Source organism: Spirosoma utsteinense, assembly GCF_014282275.1.
Lineage (GTDB): Bacteria > Bacteroidota > Bacteroidia > Cytophagales > Spirosomataceae > Spirosoma > Spirosoma utsteinense.
On sequence record NZ_VFIA01000001.1, the window covers coordinates 240,979 to 256,109 of the forward strand.

Annotated in this window: 13 protein-coding genes; 3 read left to right on the plus strand and 10 right to left on the minus strand. The window is 52.6% G+C overall.

What is annotated here, in order from left to right:
• Positions 1 to 8: 8 nt before the first annotated feature.
• The gene (locus tag FH603_RS00940; RefSeq protein WP_235985307.1) at positions 9 to 1,094 is read right to left on the minus strand and encodes an aldose epimerase family protein; all 1,086 of its coding nucleotides are present in this window, start codon (positions 1,092 to 1,094) and stop codon (positions 9 to 11) included.
• A gap of 195 nt (positions 1,095 to 1,289) precedes the next feature.
• Here FH603_RS00940 and FH603_RS00945 point away from each other — a divergent pair, with 195 nt between their 5' ends.
• The 3 genes from FH603_RS00945 to FH603_RS00955 all read left to right on the plus strand — a co-directional run bounded on the left by FH603_RS00945 (position 1,290) and on the right by FH603_RS00955 (position 4,491).
• Positions 1,290 to 2,672 carry a Gfo/Idh/MocA family protein gene (locus tag FH603_RS00945; protein WP_186735109.1) on the plus strand — a complete coding sequence of 461 codons (1,383 nt, stop codon included), beginning with the start codon at positions 1,290 to 1,292 and terminating at the stop codon, positions 2,670 to 2,672.
• An 87-nt stretch (positions 2,673 to 2,759) separates the two neighbouring features.
• Positions 2,760 to 3,683 (plus strand): SMP-30/gluconolactonase/LRE family protein, encoded by a 924-nt coding sequence (locus FH603_RS00950; RefSeq protein WP_186735111.1) that lies wholly within the window; start codon positions 2,760 to 2,762, stop codon positions 3,681 to 3,683.
• A 10-nt stretch (positions 3,684 to 3,693) separates the two neighbouring features.
• The gene (locus tag FH603_RS00955; protein ID WP_186735113.1) at positions 3,694 to 4,491 is read left to right on the plus strand and encodes an SDR family NAD(P)-dependent oxidoreductase; all 798 of its coding nucleotides are present in this window, start codon (positions 3,694 to 3,696) and stop codon (positions 4,489 to 4,491) included.
• Between the two features lie 42 nt (positions 4,492 to 4,533).
• Here FH603_RS00955 and FH603_RS00960 read toward each other — a convergent pair whose 3' ends face one another.
• The 9 genes from FH603_RS00960 to FH603_RS00995 all read right to left on the minus strand — a co-directional run bounded on the left by FH603_RS00960 (position 4,534) and on the right by FH603_RS00995 (position 15,130).
• A complete protein-coding gene (locus FH603_RS00960) occupies positions 4,534 to 5,454 on the minus strand; it encodes an EamA family transporter (protein WP_186735115.1) in 921 nt (306 codons plus the stop codon).
• Between the two features lie 118 nt (positions 5,455 to 5,572).
• The gene (locus tag FH603_RS28500; RefSeq protein ID WP_235985298.1) at positions 5,573 to 5,887 is read right to left on the minus strand and encodes a leucine-rich repeat domain-containing protein; all 315 of its coding nucleotides are present in this window, start codon (positions 5,885 to 5,887) and stop codon (positions 5,573 to 5,575) included.
• Complete coding sequence (locus tag FH603_RS00965) at positions 5,860 to 6,981, minus strand: leucine-rich repeat domain-containing protein (RefSeq protein WP_235985297.1); 1,122 nt, start codon at positions 6,979 to 6,981, stop codon at positions 5,860 to 5,862. Before FH603_RS00965 ends, FH603_RS28500 begins: the two co-directional genes overlap by 28 nt.
• A gap of 166 nt (positions 6,982 to 7,147) precedes the next feature.
• Complete coding sequence (locus FH603_RS00970) at positions 7,148 to 9,967, minus strand: M16 family metallopeptidase (protein ID WP_186735117.1); 2,820 nt, start codon at positions 9,965 to 9,967, stop codon at positions 7,148 to 7,150.
• 145 nt (positions 9,968 to 10,112) lie between these two features.
• Positions 10,113 to 10,880, minus strand: a complete 768-nt coding sequence (locus tag FH603_RS00975) for a LytR/AlgR family response regulator transcription factor (protein ID WP_186735119.1) — start codon at positions 10,878 to 10,880, stop codon at positions 10,113 to 10,115.
• A gap of 9 nt (positions 10,881 to 10,889) precedes the next feature.
• Positions 10,890 to 11,909: a sensor histidine kinase gene (locus FH603_RS00980; protein ID WP_186735121.1), complete on the minus strand. Its 1,020-nt coding sequence runs from the start codon at positions 11,907 to 11,909 to the stop codon at positions 10,890 to 10,892.
• Positions 11,881 to 12,582: an ABC transporter ATP-binding protein gene (locus FH603_RS00985; RefSeq protein ID WP_186735271.1), complete on the minus strand. Its 702-nt coding sequence runs from the start codon at positions 12,580 to 12,582 to the stop codon at positions 11,881 to 11,883. Before FH603_RS00985 ends, FH603_RS00980 begins: the two co-directional genes overlap by 29 nt.
• A 56-nt stretch (positions 12,583 to 12,638) precedes the next feature.
• A complete protein-coding gene (locus tag FH603_RS00990) occupies positions 12,639 to 13,889 on the minus strand; it encodes an ABC transporter permease (protein ID WP_186735123.1) in 1,251 nt (416 codons plus the stop codon).
• A 140-nt stretch (positions 13,890 to 14,029) separates the two neighbouring features.
• Positions 14,030 to 15,130: an efflux RND transporter periplasmic adaptor subunit gene (locus FH603_RS00995; protein ID WP_186735125.1), complete on the minus strand. Its 1,101-nt coding sequence runs from the start codon at positions 15,128 to 15,130 to the stop codon at positions 14,030 to 14,032.
• Between the last annotated feature and the right edge of the window lies 1 nt (position 15,131).

A 15,131-nucleotide genomic window follows, 5' to 3' on the forward strand; every position in this document is an offset into this window, starting at 1 on the left:
CTGTCAGCTTAACGCACCGAAAATTTATACACCGTAGTACTCCGATACGTTTCGCCGGGCCGAAGAGTCGTAGTCGGGAAGTTTGGATGATTCGGAGCGTCCGGGAAATGCTGCGTTTCCAGACAAACGCCCCATCGACGCTGGTAAGCAACGCCTTCTTTCCCCTTAAGTGATCCATTCAGGTGGTTTGCCGTGTAGATCTGTACCGCAGGTTCAGTCGTGTACATAGTCATCAGCCGGCCACTCACTGGCTCATACAGGGTTGCGCCCAGTTTTAAGGTCCGGGATGAGTCGGTAAACACCCAGCAATGGTCGTATCCTTTGCCATAGCGGAGTTGCGTATCGGTCGTATCGTTGATGCGTAGTCCGATGGAGGTTGCCTTCGTGAAGTCGAAGACGGTTCCGGCCACGGGCTTCAGTTCGCCTGTTGGGATCTGGGTTTTGTCGGTAAGCAGCACCTGGTCGGCCTTGATCAACAGCTCCTGGTTCAATACGTCCCGCTTCATCCCGCTCAGGTTAAAATAGGCGTGGTTGGTCAGGTTTAAAACTGTCGGTTTGTTGGTGGTTGCCTGATAGTCGATCCGCAGCGCATTGTCTTTTTGTACCGTATACGTAACCGTCACTGCCAGGGTGCCGGGATACCCTTCTTCGCCGTCGGGGGAGGTATACTGAAGGGCCAGCGAGGGTTCAGGGCCGGATTTGGTTGTGGCGGTCCACAGCTTTTTGTCGAAACCAACGCGACCCCCGTGGATGTGGTTGACCCCTGCGTTTTTTGCAACCGTATACACCTGTCCATCGAGGGTGAACGTACCCCCGCAAATGCGGTTGCCGAAGCGACCGATGATAGGTCCGAGGCTGGGCGTACCCTTCAGGTAATCGGCAAACGAAGGTAAACCCAGCGTAATGTTTTCCTGCCTGGCGTCCCTGTCGGGGGCTGTCCATGAAACGATATAGCCGCCGTAATTGGTAATCTGAACGGTCATTCCGGCCGTATTACGCAGGGTAAACAACTGGGCCACGCGCCCATCGGGAAAGGTGCCAAAATCAGTCTGCTCAATGCCCGCCCGGTTAGCAGGCTGAGCCACAGCAGTCATGATTGGGGATAGGACACTGATTATCAGTAGCAAACGTATATAAGTCATGGGTAATAGGGTTAAGGAACCCCAATTTACCGCCCGGCGGGATTTACAAAAGAAACATTTATGCAGTGAATAAACAGTAAGTGCCAAACCCGATCAGCTTTTCTGGTAACGTAATCGACATTTTGACGTTAGAATCCGCAACTTCTTATGTATCAGTTCAACATCAACCGCCGTCAGTTCATTCAGGGCGCTTCGGCATCACTTGCCCTTACTACCCTGGGAGCCAGCGGTATGGACTCAAGTTTTATCGATCAGGCAAAGACCTATCGGGTCGCCCTGATTGGTACAGGCTGGTACGGTAAAAGTGATTTGTTACGGCTTATTCAGGTCGCGCCCGTTGAGGTCGTCGCGCTCTGCGACGTAGACAAAAATATGCTGGCCGATGCGGCTAAACTGGTAAGCCAGCGTCAGAAATCAGGGAAAACGCCCCAGTTGTACGGCGACTACCGCAAAATGCTGGCTGAAAACAAGTTAGACATTGTGCTGATTGGCTCGCCGGATCACTGGCATGCCTTACAGGCCATCGACGCCATGAAAGCCGGGGCTCACGTGTACGTGCAGAAGCCCATCAGCGTGGACGTCATCGAAGGCGAAGCCATGGTGGCGGCCGCCCGTAAGTACAAACGGGTTGTGCAGGTAGGCACCCAGCGGAAAAGTACGCCCCACCTGATCGACGCTAAAAAGAATATTGTCGATGCCGGTTTGCTGGGTAAGGTACACCATGTAGAGATGTGCTGCTACTTCCCCATGCGGGCCAACGGTAATCCGGCCGTACAGGCTGTTCCTGAATTCCTGGACTACGACATGTGGACAGGCCCGGCACCGTTGCGCCCCTACGACGGATTGCCGCATGTTCGCTGGTGGCGCACGTTTATGGAATACGGCAATGGCATTACGGGGGATATGTGCGTACACATGTTCGATACCGTTCGCTGGATGCTGAAGCTGGGCTGGCCTACCCGAATTAGTTCTACGGGCGGTATTTACGTCGATAAATCCGGTAAATCCAATATATCCGATACGCAGTCGGCTGTTTTCGAATACGACAACTTAAACTGTGTCTGGCAGCATCGGTCCTGGGGAACGCCCAACAACCCGGATTATCCCTGGTCGTTTACGCTGTACGGCGATAAAGGCACGCTGTGGGGCAGCACCATGCAATGTGATTTCGTTCCGCTGAAAGACGGGGAGAAGATTCACAAGGATGTGGTATACGAAAAGGAAAAATACCCGGAAGATCTTACCGAGCCCACCAATCCGAAAATCGAACTGAACGCAGCACCCGCTACCCGCCTGCACATGCTCGACTTCCTGAAAGCGATCGAAACAGGGGGCCGACCAGTGGCCGATATTGAGGAAGGACATATTTCAACGGCAAGCTGTATTATGGCCAATATATCGATGAAAACGGGCCGTCCCATTGTTTACGACCCGAAAAAGCGTCAGGTCGTGGGCGACCCGGAGGCTACGGCACTCCTACAGCGGCCATACCGCAAAGGCTACCAGCACCCCGACCCAACCCGCGTTTGATTGTATTCCCTTTCCCTAATCGATTCCAACCAAGTATGTTTCGCTGCGTTTATCAACGAGTACGTATATCAACTTTTACTACGGCACATGACGTTATTTCGTAAATACGGTTTAGTAATAGCGGCATTGTCGGGCATTACCATGACAGCACTCGCACAACAGAACGACACGCCATCGGGCGAACTCCAGCGAATCATCCAACCCGGTGCAACGCTACAGAAGGTGTCTGGTCAGTTTAAATTTACCGAAGGGCCAGCCGTCGACAAGGACGGGACGGTCTTTTTTACCGACCAGCCTAACGACAAAATCTGGAAATACGATACGGAGGGGAAACTGTCGGTATTTATGGACAAAGCCGGTCGCTCCAATGGCATGTACTTCGATAAAAAAGGCAATCTCGTCACCTGCGCCGATCAAAATAACGAACTCTGGTCGATCACCCCGGACAAGACCGTTACGGTGCTGATGACCGATTTCAAGGGGAAAAAGCTTAATGGTCCCAATGATCTCTGGATTGAGCCCAACGGCGGTATCTTCTTCACCGATCCGTACTACCAGCGCGACTACTGGACGCGGCAAAGTCCCGAAATCGACGGACAGAAAGTGTACTATCTGCCAGTCGGGCAAAAAGAGCCGATAGTCGTCGATGCTGATCTGAAGCAGCCAAATGGTATTATCGGAACGCCCGATGGTAAGTTTCTGTACGTGGCCGACATCAAGGATAATAAAACCTATAAATACCAGATTGGTGCTGGTGGCAAGCTGACAAATCGCCAGCTTTATGTATCGCAGGGGTCGGATGGTATGACGCTCGACAACCTGGGAAATCTTTACATTACCGGTAAGGGCGTTACCGTTTATGACCCAGCCGGTAAAAAGCTTGGAAACATACCCGTACCAGCGGGTTGGGTTGGTAATATCTGCTTCTCGGGTAAAGACCGTCGGACCTTATTCATCACTGCTTCCGAAGGGATATATACGTTGCCCATGCAGGTGACAGGCGTCAACTAAGGGTATACTTATGGAGTCGATTACGAGTCCCCGTAACAACCGGACGGCGATCATCACCGGCGCGGGTATTGGCATTGGGTTTGCCATTGCGAAAGCGCTTGTAGAGCAGGGTGTTCATGTAGTGCTCAACGATTTTGACGAAGAAACGGCCCACAAGGCCGCCACTCGCATCAATGCCCTGGAGCCGGGCACTTCTTCGATGCGGGGTAACTGCGTAGCCTGCCCCGGCGATGCATCGGATGTGGCGTTCATTCAGCATATGGTCGAGACAGCGGCCAATACCTTTGGTTCGGTGGATATTGCTATTGCCAACGCTGGAATTACCATTTTCGGCGATATCTTCACCACGACACCCGATGCGTTTCAAACCATTGTGAATTTGAATTTGCGCGGAAGTTTTTTTCTGGCCCAGACGGCTGCCAGGCAAATGCGCGTTCAGCAAACAGGCGGTAGCGTCCTGTTTATGTCGTCGGTAGTGGGGCATCTGGGCCATCCGGGTCTTCCCGTTTACAGCATGACCAAGGCGGGGTTGGAAATGCTGGCGAAGCAGTTGGTTATCGATTTTTCGCCCCTGGGTATTACTGTCAACGCCATTGCCCCCGGTGCTACGCTCACCGAACGAACGCTGGATGACCCGGCTTATATTCCCACCTGGTCACGCATCACGCCGATGGGTCGACCAGCTACGGTCGATGATATTGCCAACGCAGCCCTCTTTCTGGTATCGCCCGCGTCACGCCACATCACCGGCCAAAGCTTGGTGGTCGATGGTGGCTGGACAAGTGTAGGTGTGCCACCGGTTAACTGAGTGATTGAGGGAATTAACCAGGCCAGTTACTCAGTCACTCACTTATTTTCTCCCCAGGGTAATCAGGATAACGCCTACCAGGGCAATAACGGCACCGAGCAGCGACTGGCTTGAAAATAGTTCACCGGCGAAGGTTACACCCAGCAGCATGGCAACTACTGGATTGACAAAGGCATAGGTAGATAACAATTGGGGCGATGCATTACGGGCAAGCCAGGCATAGGAGGAAAACCCGATGATACTGCCAAAAACAACCAGGTAAAACATAGAACCAACGGCCTTTGTGGGCGCATCTAAAATGCTCCAGGGCGTAACGGGTTCTACACACAGACTGATAGCCAGCAGGACGAAGCCGCCAACGAGCATTTGAATGCCACTCGAAATAGTGCCCGATGGCAGTGAAACACGCGGGGCAAGCAGCGTCCCGACAGCCCAGGCGAAGTTGCCGAATGTTACCAGTCCCGCACCGATCAGGTTGGCGTGGAGACCGCCTGTTCCCTGTAATTTGTCGGGTTTGACCAGAAAGTAGATACCCGTCAGCCCAATGACCAGCCCAACGAGGGCCAGATTCGTAGGCCGTTTACGCGCGAACGATGCCCAGTTGAGGGTTAGCAGGAAAACGGGCAGGAGACCACCCAATAGAGCAGCAACACCCGTAGGAATGTACTGAAGCGCCAGCGTCAAACACCCGTTAGCCACTGTCAGCAGCAAAATCCCGACGATACCGGCCGACTTCCATTCTGTACGCGTTGCCCGGGGTGTTCCTGTCAGTCGGGCGTACCCGTAAAGGAGCGTGCCGGCAATGATGTACCGCAGGGAGGCCATGTACAGGGGTGGCATCCGCTCGGTCATAAAGTGAATGAACAGGTAGGTCGATCCCCAGAGAAAATATACGGAGGTTAGGGCCGACCAGAGCGTTACGCGATTAGGCGCGGTGGTAAGAGGGGAAGTAGCAACTTGCATGCAACAGAGGTATTGACGTATAGCTAACACCGGCCGGTTGGCTTTCTATCCTATTTTAGCTCAATTTTCTGCTTTATCTATAATTGATTATGAAGATTCCAGGCAAAGTTTAATTGAGTCAATAGAAAACCTCTGTTTTGTTGGCTTCCAACTGCTCAATAAGTTGGGCATAAGGCCCCGTTTTAGCATCGCCCTGGGTAAGGGGATTGGACCGAAGGTGGAGCTTCTTCAGGTTTTTCAGCCGACTGAGGTCTGTGGGCAGTTCCTGTAAATTATTGTTGTTAAGGTCGAGCTCCTCCAGAGCAGGTAGTAACGACAATAGCGAAGGAGCTACGTTGAACCAGTTATAACTTATGTCCAGTACCCGCAGCTCGTTCAGGGTTGAGAAATTGACGGGTAGCTGGCTTATTCGATTATGGTGAGCATAGAGCATATGCAGGTTACGTAATTTGGCCAGGGATGCCGGAGAAGCTGAGTTAGTTCATTATGAGCAATGGCCAGCTGCTCAAGCCGCTTCATCCGTCCGATCCGGCGCGGTAATTCCCGGAGTTTATTGTAGTATAAATCAAGCACCGTCACGTGCCTGAGCCGTCCTATGGAGGCAGGCACGGCGGTGAGACCGGCGTTGTATAGATTCAGGTCGTTTAGCTTGTGTAGGCGACGAAGTGTCTTCATGTCCAGTGCTGCCAGCTTGTTATTGCCCAGCCAGAGACTTTCGAGACGGCGGTTCCGGTGAATAGCGGGCGGAACGCGCGTAAATTGGTTACTCTGTAGATTCAGCGCCCGTAAATGGGTGTTTCTGGTGATGAACACGCTGTCGTCCGGGATGGTATTACCCAGAAGACTAAGCCGTTTCAGGGTCGGAATATCGGCTGTTAACCGGGCGGGAAGCGTATGAAGCCTGTTTTTTGATAAATCCAGCTCTTCCAGATTTGGAAAGCGGTACACGATATCCGGTACGTCCAGGAGATCGAGCTGGTTGAAGGCCAGCATCTTTACCGTGTCGGGCCGATTGGTTGACTGAGCAGCTTCCAGGGTGCTTACAATGCCTGCTCCGCGACGGATAGTGCGGGGTGCCACGACAGTTCTTCCGAACATGAATCCCAACATACTACGAAAGGGTACCGGCCCGCTGGCCGGGTAGGGGGTAGCAGCATAAAAGTCGGTTAAGACCCGAACCATCTGTTTAAGTACGGAGTCAGGTTGTGGCCGATCGGTGTCGATCAGCACGAACTCCGCGTTGCCGCTGGGCTGATAATATTCGTAGACGATTACGTTGAACCCACGTTGAGGAACGTCGGCCCGCTTTTTCATAAACGTGTCGAACTGTTGCCCATGGGCCCGCATCGCATTCCCCAGCCCGGCCGGTTTAGCGCGAAAGAGGTTGGTTATGGCTGCGAATCTGGTGTCCAGGCCGGATTGGCTTAGCTGATAGGTGGCTGTATCTTTTAGCAGTATAACCTTCACCTGCGCCCATCCGGACAACGAAAACAGGGCTACTAACAGAAAAATGATGAAAAGTTTCATATTAAAACGTAACCTTTAGGTCTTTAACGATAAATATAGTTTAAAGATATAAAAAAAACTGAACCGGGTGTCTGGTACGAATAAAAAGCAGGGTCAGGCGAGTGAGCGGTGTATCCCTGACCCTGCATAGACTTTTATCGTTCCTGGACTCCCGGTTCAGCCGGGGTTAGTCTTTCTTACTGCCGCTCACCGATGAAGCGGGTTGTTTTTCTGCCAGTTTCTTTGATGCTTTTTCAAAATCACCTGCTTTGACGATAGTCAGCTTGTTATAGTCAATGTATTTTTTGACAGCTGCGTTGACCTGTTCGGGCGTTAGGGCGGCAATGCGTTTTTCGTAATCGGCGTCGTAAGCAAATGTTCGACCGTCGGCTTTGGTAAGGTATTGTGCCCACTTGCTGACCAGTATACCATCCTGCGATCGTTCTACCTGTTTGTTTTGCAGAACAGCTGTTTTAGCCGCTTTCAGCTCATCGGCGGTCACGCCGTCTTTCGCCATTTTTTCGATTTCTTCGCGATACGCTTTCTCCAGCCTCTCCGAGTTTTCGGGATTATAGATGGCATAGGAGCCAAAATTGGCCACTTTGTCGTTATCGTCGGCGTAGAGGAAAGAACCGACGCCATAGCTGACCCCTTCTTTCTGACGGATGCGGGTGGCCAGGCGCGAGTTCAGGAAACCATCACCAAGGATGTAATTGGCCATGTAGAGGGCTGCATACTCCGGGTCGTCGTCGCGCATGGGGAATTTCAAACCGGTCACGAACATGGCATTGGTCTTGTCGCTTGTCTGGATCGACTCCGTCTTGTTTTTCAGATCGGCGAAGAGCTGCATGGGTACACGGGCGAATGGTGTGGCGGCTTTCCACTTACCCAGGTCATTTTTGAGCGTGGTTCGGATAACCGGCTCATCGAACGCACCAACCACAGAAACTACGGCGTTCTGAGCGCCATAGTAATCTTTATAAAACTGCCTGACCTCGTTGACCGTTAACTTTTTAATAGCGTCGATCTCTTCATCGAACGTCATCGTATACCAGACGTGGCCTTTCGGGTACGGATTCATGGTACGCTGGGCAACGTTAAACGCGATGGCCTGCGGCTCCTGCTTCTGGGATTCGATCTGGGCCAGCCGTTCTTCTTTCAGTTTATTGAATTCCGCTTCGGGAAAGATCGGGTTTCGGAGGCAGTCGGTCACAATCTTCAGCACGGCTGCCAGATTTTCCTTCGCTGTTTCAATGCCGACGATGGCACTTTGCCCGTTTTGGTACACATAGGCGCGGGCTTTCAGCTTGTCCAGCTCATCTTTTAGTTGTTGATACGACCGGGTTTTGGTGCCACGTTCGAGCATGGAAGCCGTAAAGCCGGCGGTCGTCATCTTATTCATCAAACTGGTCTCGTTGCCCATGCGAAGCTGGATCTGCATATTTACCGAGTTCCCCCGCGTACTTTTAGGCAGCAGCGCATACTTGAGGCCATTGGCTTCCTGACCGCGTTTGGTACGGGCATCGATGTTGGCAGGCGATGCGTCGAAAGCTTCGCCAGCCGTTACCATCTTTTCGCCTTTATAATTGGTTACGAGCGACAGCACATCGGGGGCCGCTGGTATCTCGGCGCGGTCGGGCTTCTGATCGGGAATGAACAGGCCCACGGTGCGGTTGCTTGGTTTCAGGTAAGCCTGGGCCACGCGCTGTACGTCGGCGGGGGTCACCTTGCGGACGTTATCGCGGTAGAGGAACACCAGCCGCCAGTCGCCGGCCGCCATGTATTCGCTGAGTTGCAGGCCCACGCGGTCTACCTGCTTGAACATCAGGTCGATCGTGCTCAGGATCTTTGTTTTGGCACGCTCCACTTCTTCGGCTGTGGGCGCGTTTCGGCTGGCGTCGTCCAGTGTGTTCATCATCACGTTCCGGGCCGAGTCCAGCGAGCTTTCCTTGCGCACCTCCGCGTAGAAATAAGCGAAGCCGGGGTCATGCAGGGCGGGTGTCCAGCCATACTGAAAAGCGGCTTTCTTGTTCTCGACCAGGGCTTTATAGAGCCGGCCACTGGGTTCGTTGGTCATCACATCCATCAGCACATCGAGAACCGGGTAGTCGGGATGCGTTCCGGCGGGGGTGTGGTAAACGGCGGCTACGCCCTGGGTGTCGCCCACTCGCCGGAGCGTCACCTGCCGTTCGCCGTCCTGGGTCGGTTCAACGGTATAGGGCTGTTTGAGCACCCGGGCCGGCCGGGGAATCGGGCTGAATAGCTCATTGACCATCGTCAGCGTTTTAGCTTCATCGAATTTGCCGGCTATCAGCAAAATGGCATTGTCGGGCTGGTAATATTTCTGATAAAAGGATTTAAGGTTATCGATCGGCACCCGCTCGATATCTTCCTTAGAGCCGATGGTCGACTTTCCGTAATTATGCCACAGGTAAGCCGATGCCAGCACCCGCTCCATCAGCACATACTGAGGGGAGTTTTCGCCCATCTCAAACTCATTACGCACCACGGTAAATTCGGTTTCGAGATCTTCTTTTTTGATAAAAGAATTGACCATCCGGTCCGATTCGAGATCGAGTGCCCATTTCAGGTTTTCGTCGGTAGCCGCAAAGGTTTCAAAGTAATTTGTTCGGTCATACCAGGTGGTGCCGTTCGGCCAGGAGCCATGTTCGGTGAGTTCCTGCGGGATATTTTTATGCTTGGTCGAGCCTTTAAAAACCATATGCTCCACCAGGTGAGCCATTCCGGTCTCACCCAGACCTTCGTGCCGGGAGCCGACCATATAGGTGATATTGACGGTTATCGTAGGTTTGGATGGGTCGGGGAACAGCAAGACGCGCAAGCCGTTCTTAAGCTGGTATTCGGTGATTCCTTCAACGGAGGTGACCCGGGTTACGCCTTCGGGTGGGGTGGTTGCGGTATCCTGAGCAGGGGCGGGGGCGAAGACGCTGGCAAGCAGTAAAGCGGTCAGTATAATCTTGGCAGTGAAGCGGTGATATGAATCCATGTGCGTAGAAGAAGTGGAAAGTTGAGGTTCGTAAAACTACGCGTATAGTTACTGCTAAGCCTGCTGAAAGTCAACTGGTTTTGTGAATTTTTAACAAAAACATAGCTGATATTTTCCCGTGCACGAGCTAGCGTAGGGGATGGACTTATCCCTCAAACCACTGGCGAAACTGAGCTGCCTTTTCTTTGCTGACCATTAGCTCAAACTGATCGTTTGGAGGGTGCAGTAACACCTGCACTTTACCCGTGTGGTGGGGCCGGTAACCAGCAACGGCGTCGAGGTGGACCAGGCATTGGCGGGTGGCGCGGAAAAAGTGGGCAGGGTCAGCCAGCTCGTCCAGCTCATCGAGGGTCTTGTAATCCGTGACCAATCGTTGCCCGGTCATGGTATACAGGTAAATCAGTTCATCGCGTATGAAGCAGGCAACCAACTCCTGCGATACGGACACGATTTGGCGAAGCTGGTGGGCCATGAACCGCCGTTTGTAGTGGGGGGTTGCCGACTGTCCGTTCAACTGCGACAGAAAGGTCTTGAACTGATCGGCAAAGTCAGTACCCGATGGCTGCCAGCGGTGGTATTTGGCGAGGGCCGTCTGTAGTTCGTCGGGGTCGATGGGTTTGAGCAGGTAATCGATGCTGTTAAGCTTGAAGGCGCGGATAGCGTATTCGTCGTAAGCCGTGGTGAAGATGATGGGTACATTCAGATTCAGTTGTCCGAAGGCATCGAAACTGACACCATCGGCCAACTGAATGTCGGCAATGATCAGGTCAGGGCGGTGCACATTCAGGTAGTCGATTACGGCCTGTACACTGGTCAATGGCCCCTCAATCGTGGCTGAGGGTTCCAGTTGCTGTACCAGTTTGAGCAACTGTCGGGCAATAAGGGGTTCATCTTCGATCAGTAGAATTGTCATATTCTTGTTCTAAGGGATCAGCGGTACCTTCACTTCGAAAAGCGTTCCATCGTCGCGCACGTCGACAGGGCTGGTGCTGAGGTAGCTGTATAGCAACTGTAAGTTTTGTAGCCCTTGACCATTCGAAGTGCCCACCTGTTTCTTGCGCTGTATGTGGTTCGAGACGGTTAGCGAACGATGATCGGCGGTTATGTAAACGATGAGGGGCCGGGCCTCGCTGATGACGTTGTGTTTGACGGCGTTCTCGATCAGTATCTGTAAGGTAACCGGTACAATCTGCCGGTCAAGTGCATCCGGACTGATTTGATACGTGAGCCGGAAGGTGCCATCAAAGCGCGTTTGCAGCAGAGAGACGTAGTTTTTGATAAAGTCGAGTTCCGTTTCCAGGGGTACCAGCGCTTTGTCTTTATGCTGCAGCACATACCGGAATACTCGGGAAAGCTGTTGCAGAAACCGCCGGGCCAGCGCCGGGTTATCGTCGATCAGGCTATCCAGCGACGACAGGCTGTTGAACAGAAAATGAGGATTTAGCTGGTTTTTCAGGTTGTCGTACTGAACCTGTGATTTTTCTTTTTCGAGCCGCGCGGCCCGTAGCCTGTTCTCCTCCCACTGCTTGAATAAATAGCTGGCGATGAAGATCAGGCTGATAACGATGTTGACGAGAAAGGCAACGAGGCCAAGAGTGATCAGTGTCAGCCGGTTGATGGATTCACTGAGGGCCGGAATAATCTGCTTAATAATCAACAGGCCACCCATTAACAGCATTATTTTGACCACTATCCAGCCAACCAGTAACTGAACAGTAATACGACGCGCCATATTCTGCTCAAAAGGCAGATGCTTGTTCAGGTAGTTGTTGAACCAATAATGAAACAGCAGAATGCCATTGAAAAGCAGCAGCGTCACCACAAACAGGATAGCCTGCTGCCACCAGTTGATGCTGGGCAGTACCCACGCCCGCCCGGCAATACCGATCAGGGCGATAAGTAAAAAAGCGGCCTCAATTCGCCTGTCGATCTTTAGTTTCATGGCCGTTTATAATCATGCCGTCGCTCATTTCGATAACCCGGTCTGTGCCGGCCGCAAAGTCAGGATCGTGGGTAACGGCAATAATGGTCTGTCCCTTAGCCGCAAGGTCGCGAAAGATAGCGAATACATTTTCGGAGTTGGCCCGGTCTAAATTGCCGGTGGGTTCGTCACCCATAATGATAGTGGGGTCGTTGATGAGCGCACGGGCAATGGCCACGCGCTGCTGCTGGCCTCCGGAGAGCTTGCTGGCTGGTTTGCGGGCGTAGTCGGCCATACCAATTAACCGGAGCTTTTCCATGGCCCGTTCTTCAACTACCTTTTCCGGATACTTTCCCAGTTTAAGGCCCGGCAGCATGACGTTCTGCAACACCGAAAACTCAGGTAGCAAAAAGTGAAACTGAAACACAAAACCAAGGTGTTCGTTCCGGAACCGGGCCAGAAAATCCTGATTGCGCCCCGTCAGGGTGGTGCCCGCCATCTCGACCTGACCGTCGTAATCAGTATCCATCGTCGATAAAAGGTAGAGCAGGGTCGATTTGCCGCACCCAGACTTGCCAACGATAGCCAGAAACTCGCCCGACTGAACATCGAACGTAATGTCTTTCAATACCTGGAATTTATCCGGGTCGTAAAAGTACTTGTTGAGGTGTCGGGCAGAGAGGACAGTAGACATCATGGGTGAGGAGTGAAATACGTACGTGGCCCATTCTACAGACCACGGTCAATTAGTTATCCCCTTAAAATCGACACCGGGTCGACCTGGGCGGCTTTTCGAGAGGGGAAATAGCCTGCCAGTACCGTAGTGACTATGCCGAACAGCAGACCCATTCCATAGTATTTGGGTGCAAAAATAACCGGGAATGTTTTGATGCTCAGGAAGTCACCCGCGTCGAAGGGGGTAATGGAAAGCAGGTAGCTCAACCCGAAGCCGATTACCAGCCCAAGCAGCCCGCCCGTAAAGCCGATAAATAGGGCTTGCAGCAGGAAAATAGCCACAATGTCTTTCCCATCGAAACCCGTGGCTTTCAGGATCGCTATGTCTTTGATCTTGTTGATGACTGTCATGTTCATGATGTTGTAAATACCGAAGCCAGCCACGACCAGTAACGTGATCGATACGACATAGGTGAGCATATTACGGATTTTTTCGCCGGCCAGAATCGCGGTATTGGCCGTAGCCCAGTCTTCAGTATAGTAGCCATACATCGTGCGCAATCTTTTGCCGTAGTCGATCGCCTGAAGGGGATCGATCATTTTTATGTGGATATCGGTGATGTAGCTGGGATCACGTTGCATGATTTCCTGTACGGTCGAGATGTTGGCGTAGCTCTTGGTATTATCAACCGTGCCGACGCCAAAGCCAAAGGTGCCCACGACCCGCAGAATACGGGTGCCACCGCCGGGAAGCGTAACCGTCACTTTGTCGCCCAGTTGTACGTTGAGCTTACGGGCTAAAACAGAGCCCATAATAAGCCCGTCGGGGTTCGTTTTTAACGCTTTTAAACTACCCGACTTCAGCCGGGTGGTGAGCTTGTAAAGCCGGTTCTCGCGGTCGATGTCGACCCCCGAAATCGTACCGGATAACTGAATCGGGCCATTGTTGTAGAACACCTGTGTTGCAATCTGGGGCGACACACCCAGCACCCCCGGTTCACGCTCGATGTGCTGGGCCATAATCAGGCCGTTTTTAAGCCGGGCCGACTCATTTTTTGGTTTTTGATGGTAAATAACATTGAACCCATTTGGTTTGAGGGCTTCGATAAGGCCGGGTCGCTGCGTGTTAACCTCGTTGTACATACGGATGTGCGGGCTGGCATCGAGCGCCGAATCTTCCAGAAACTGGTTGACACCCTGCATGAACGAAATCATCGTAATGAACATGGCAATCCCAAACGTCACACCGAGCATAGCAACTAGTGTCTGACGTTTTTTGGCCAGTAAATGCGTCCGGGCAATTTGAGAAGCGATGTGCAGATCCATGAGGATTGAGTGAATTTCGAATGAGTGAATGAGCGGGGGGCGTAACCTGTTGAGTGAATGAGCGGGGCGCGTAGCCTGGTTGAGTGATTGAGTAAATAGTTGTATGTGATAGCTAGTCACTCATTCATTCACTCAACCCCTCACTCAATAAGTAGTAATTTAGTCGTTTCGCTCAATCCACTTTTTACTTCGACCAGATCGAAGTTCTCTGCTCCCTTTCTGAAGCGCACCTTCTGCTTTTTGCCCGCCTGCTCGATCCAGACACTATCGCTGCCGACAACGTACGTTTTGGGGATGGTCAGTACACGCCGGTTCTGACTAATGATGATGTTGGCCTCAACCGTAAGACCGTAATACGATGCCGGACTGTCGCCCACAAACTCCGCGTCGACCCGAAACGACTGGTCACTGCGGTTTAGCTTGGGATACATTTTTCGTACGCGCGCTTTCAGAACCTTGTCGGGGTAGGCGTCGGTCTTGATAACAACGTCCTGCCCGGGCCGAATGCGGCCGAAGTCACTTTCGTCGACAGCTAACTGGGCGTAAACCTGAGTACCACTGCCCACCAGCGCCAGTTGCTCACCGGAGCGGACAACTTCGCCGGGGTCCTTATAGACTTCATAGACCTTGCCATCGACAAAACTGCGGATGCGTGTGTTATTGCCCGCGACCTCCGACGTAACGAGTTGACTCCGGTTATTTTCAACATCGAGCCGTATCTGGTCGCGGCTGCGCAGGAGGGTATTTTGCTGAGCACGCAGGTTGTTGCGCGACAGCGTATAGTTCAGTTCCGCCCGTTCCAGTTCCGCGCGGGATGTCGCATTTTGCGCGTATAATTCACGAAAGCGGTTGTAGTTGACCGAGTCATTGGTAAGCCGGATGTGCGCGTTACGCACCTGGGCTTCCAGCTCTGCCAGCACGGGCGACCTGGCACCGAGGTTAGCCCTCGACTGCCGGTAAGCGTTGGCAGCCGCTTGTTGACGAGCGTCCTGGGTTGCACTTTCAAGTACGAACAGGAGTTGATTTTTACGGATAGTATCCCCTTCATTGACAAGCCGTTGCTCCAATACGCCGGTAGCATCGGCTGTGACTGTGTATTCATTGCGTGGGAAAATATTACCCGAAGCATAAACGGCTTCCGTCAGCGCCTGATAGGTAGGGGAGCGTTCCTCCTGCTTCCGGTTGCAGGACGTCAGGATAAGGCCGGAAAGTATACTGGTAATACAGAGGAGAGCTTTCATG

Coding starts and splice junctions, on each gene's coding strand:
- FH603_RS00940 (WP_235985307.1), bottom strand. CDS start 1,094: ATGACTGCTGTGGCTCAGCCTGCTAACCGGGCGGGCATTGAGCAGACT.
- FH603_RS00945 (WP_186735109.1), top strand. CDS start 1,290: ATGTATCAGTTCAACATCAACCGCCGTCAGTTCATTCAGGGCGCTTCG.
- FH603_RS00950 (WP_186735111.1), top strand. CDS start 2,760: ATGACGTTATTTCGTAAATACGGTTTAGTAATAGCGGCATTGTCGGGC.
- FH603_RS00955 (WP_186735113.1), top strand. CDS start 3,694: ATGGAGTCGATTACGAGTCCCCGTAACAACCGGACGGCGATCATCACC.
- FH603_RS00960 (WP_186735115.1), bottom strand. CDS start 5,454: ATGCAAGTTGCTACTTCCCCTCTTACCACCGCGCCTAATCGCGTAACG.
- FH603_RS28500 (WP_235985298.1), bottom strand. CDS start 5,887: ATGCTCTATGCTCACCATAATCGAATAAGCCAGCTACCCGTCAATTTC.
- FH603_RS00965 (WP_235985297.1), bottom strand. CDS start 6,981: ATGAAACTTTTCATCATTTTTCTGTTAGTAGCCCTGTTTTCGTTGTCC.
- FH603_RS00970 (WP_186735117.1), bottom strand. CDS start 9,967: ATGGATTCATATCACCGCTTCACTGCCAAGATTATACTGACCGCTTTA.
- FH603_RS00975 (WP_186735119.1), bottom strand. CDS start 10,880: ATGACAATTCTACTGATCGAAGATGAACCCCTTATTGCCCGACAGTTG.
- FH603_RS00980 (WP_186735121.1), bottom strand. CDS start 11,909: ATGAAACTAAAGATCGACAGGCGAATTGAGGCCGCTTTTTTACTTATC.
- FH603_RS00985 (WP_186735271.1), bottom strand. CDS start 12,582: ATGTCTACTGTCCTCTCTGCCCGACACCTCAACAAGTACTTTTACGAC.
- FH603_RS00990 (WP_186735123.1), bottom strand. CDS start 13,889: ATGGATCTGCACATCGCTTCTCAAATTGCCCGGACGCATTTACTGGCC.
- FH603_RS00995 (WP_186735125.1), bottom strand. CDS start 15,130: ATGAAAGCTCTCCTCTGTATTACCAGTATACTTTCCGGCCTTATCCTG.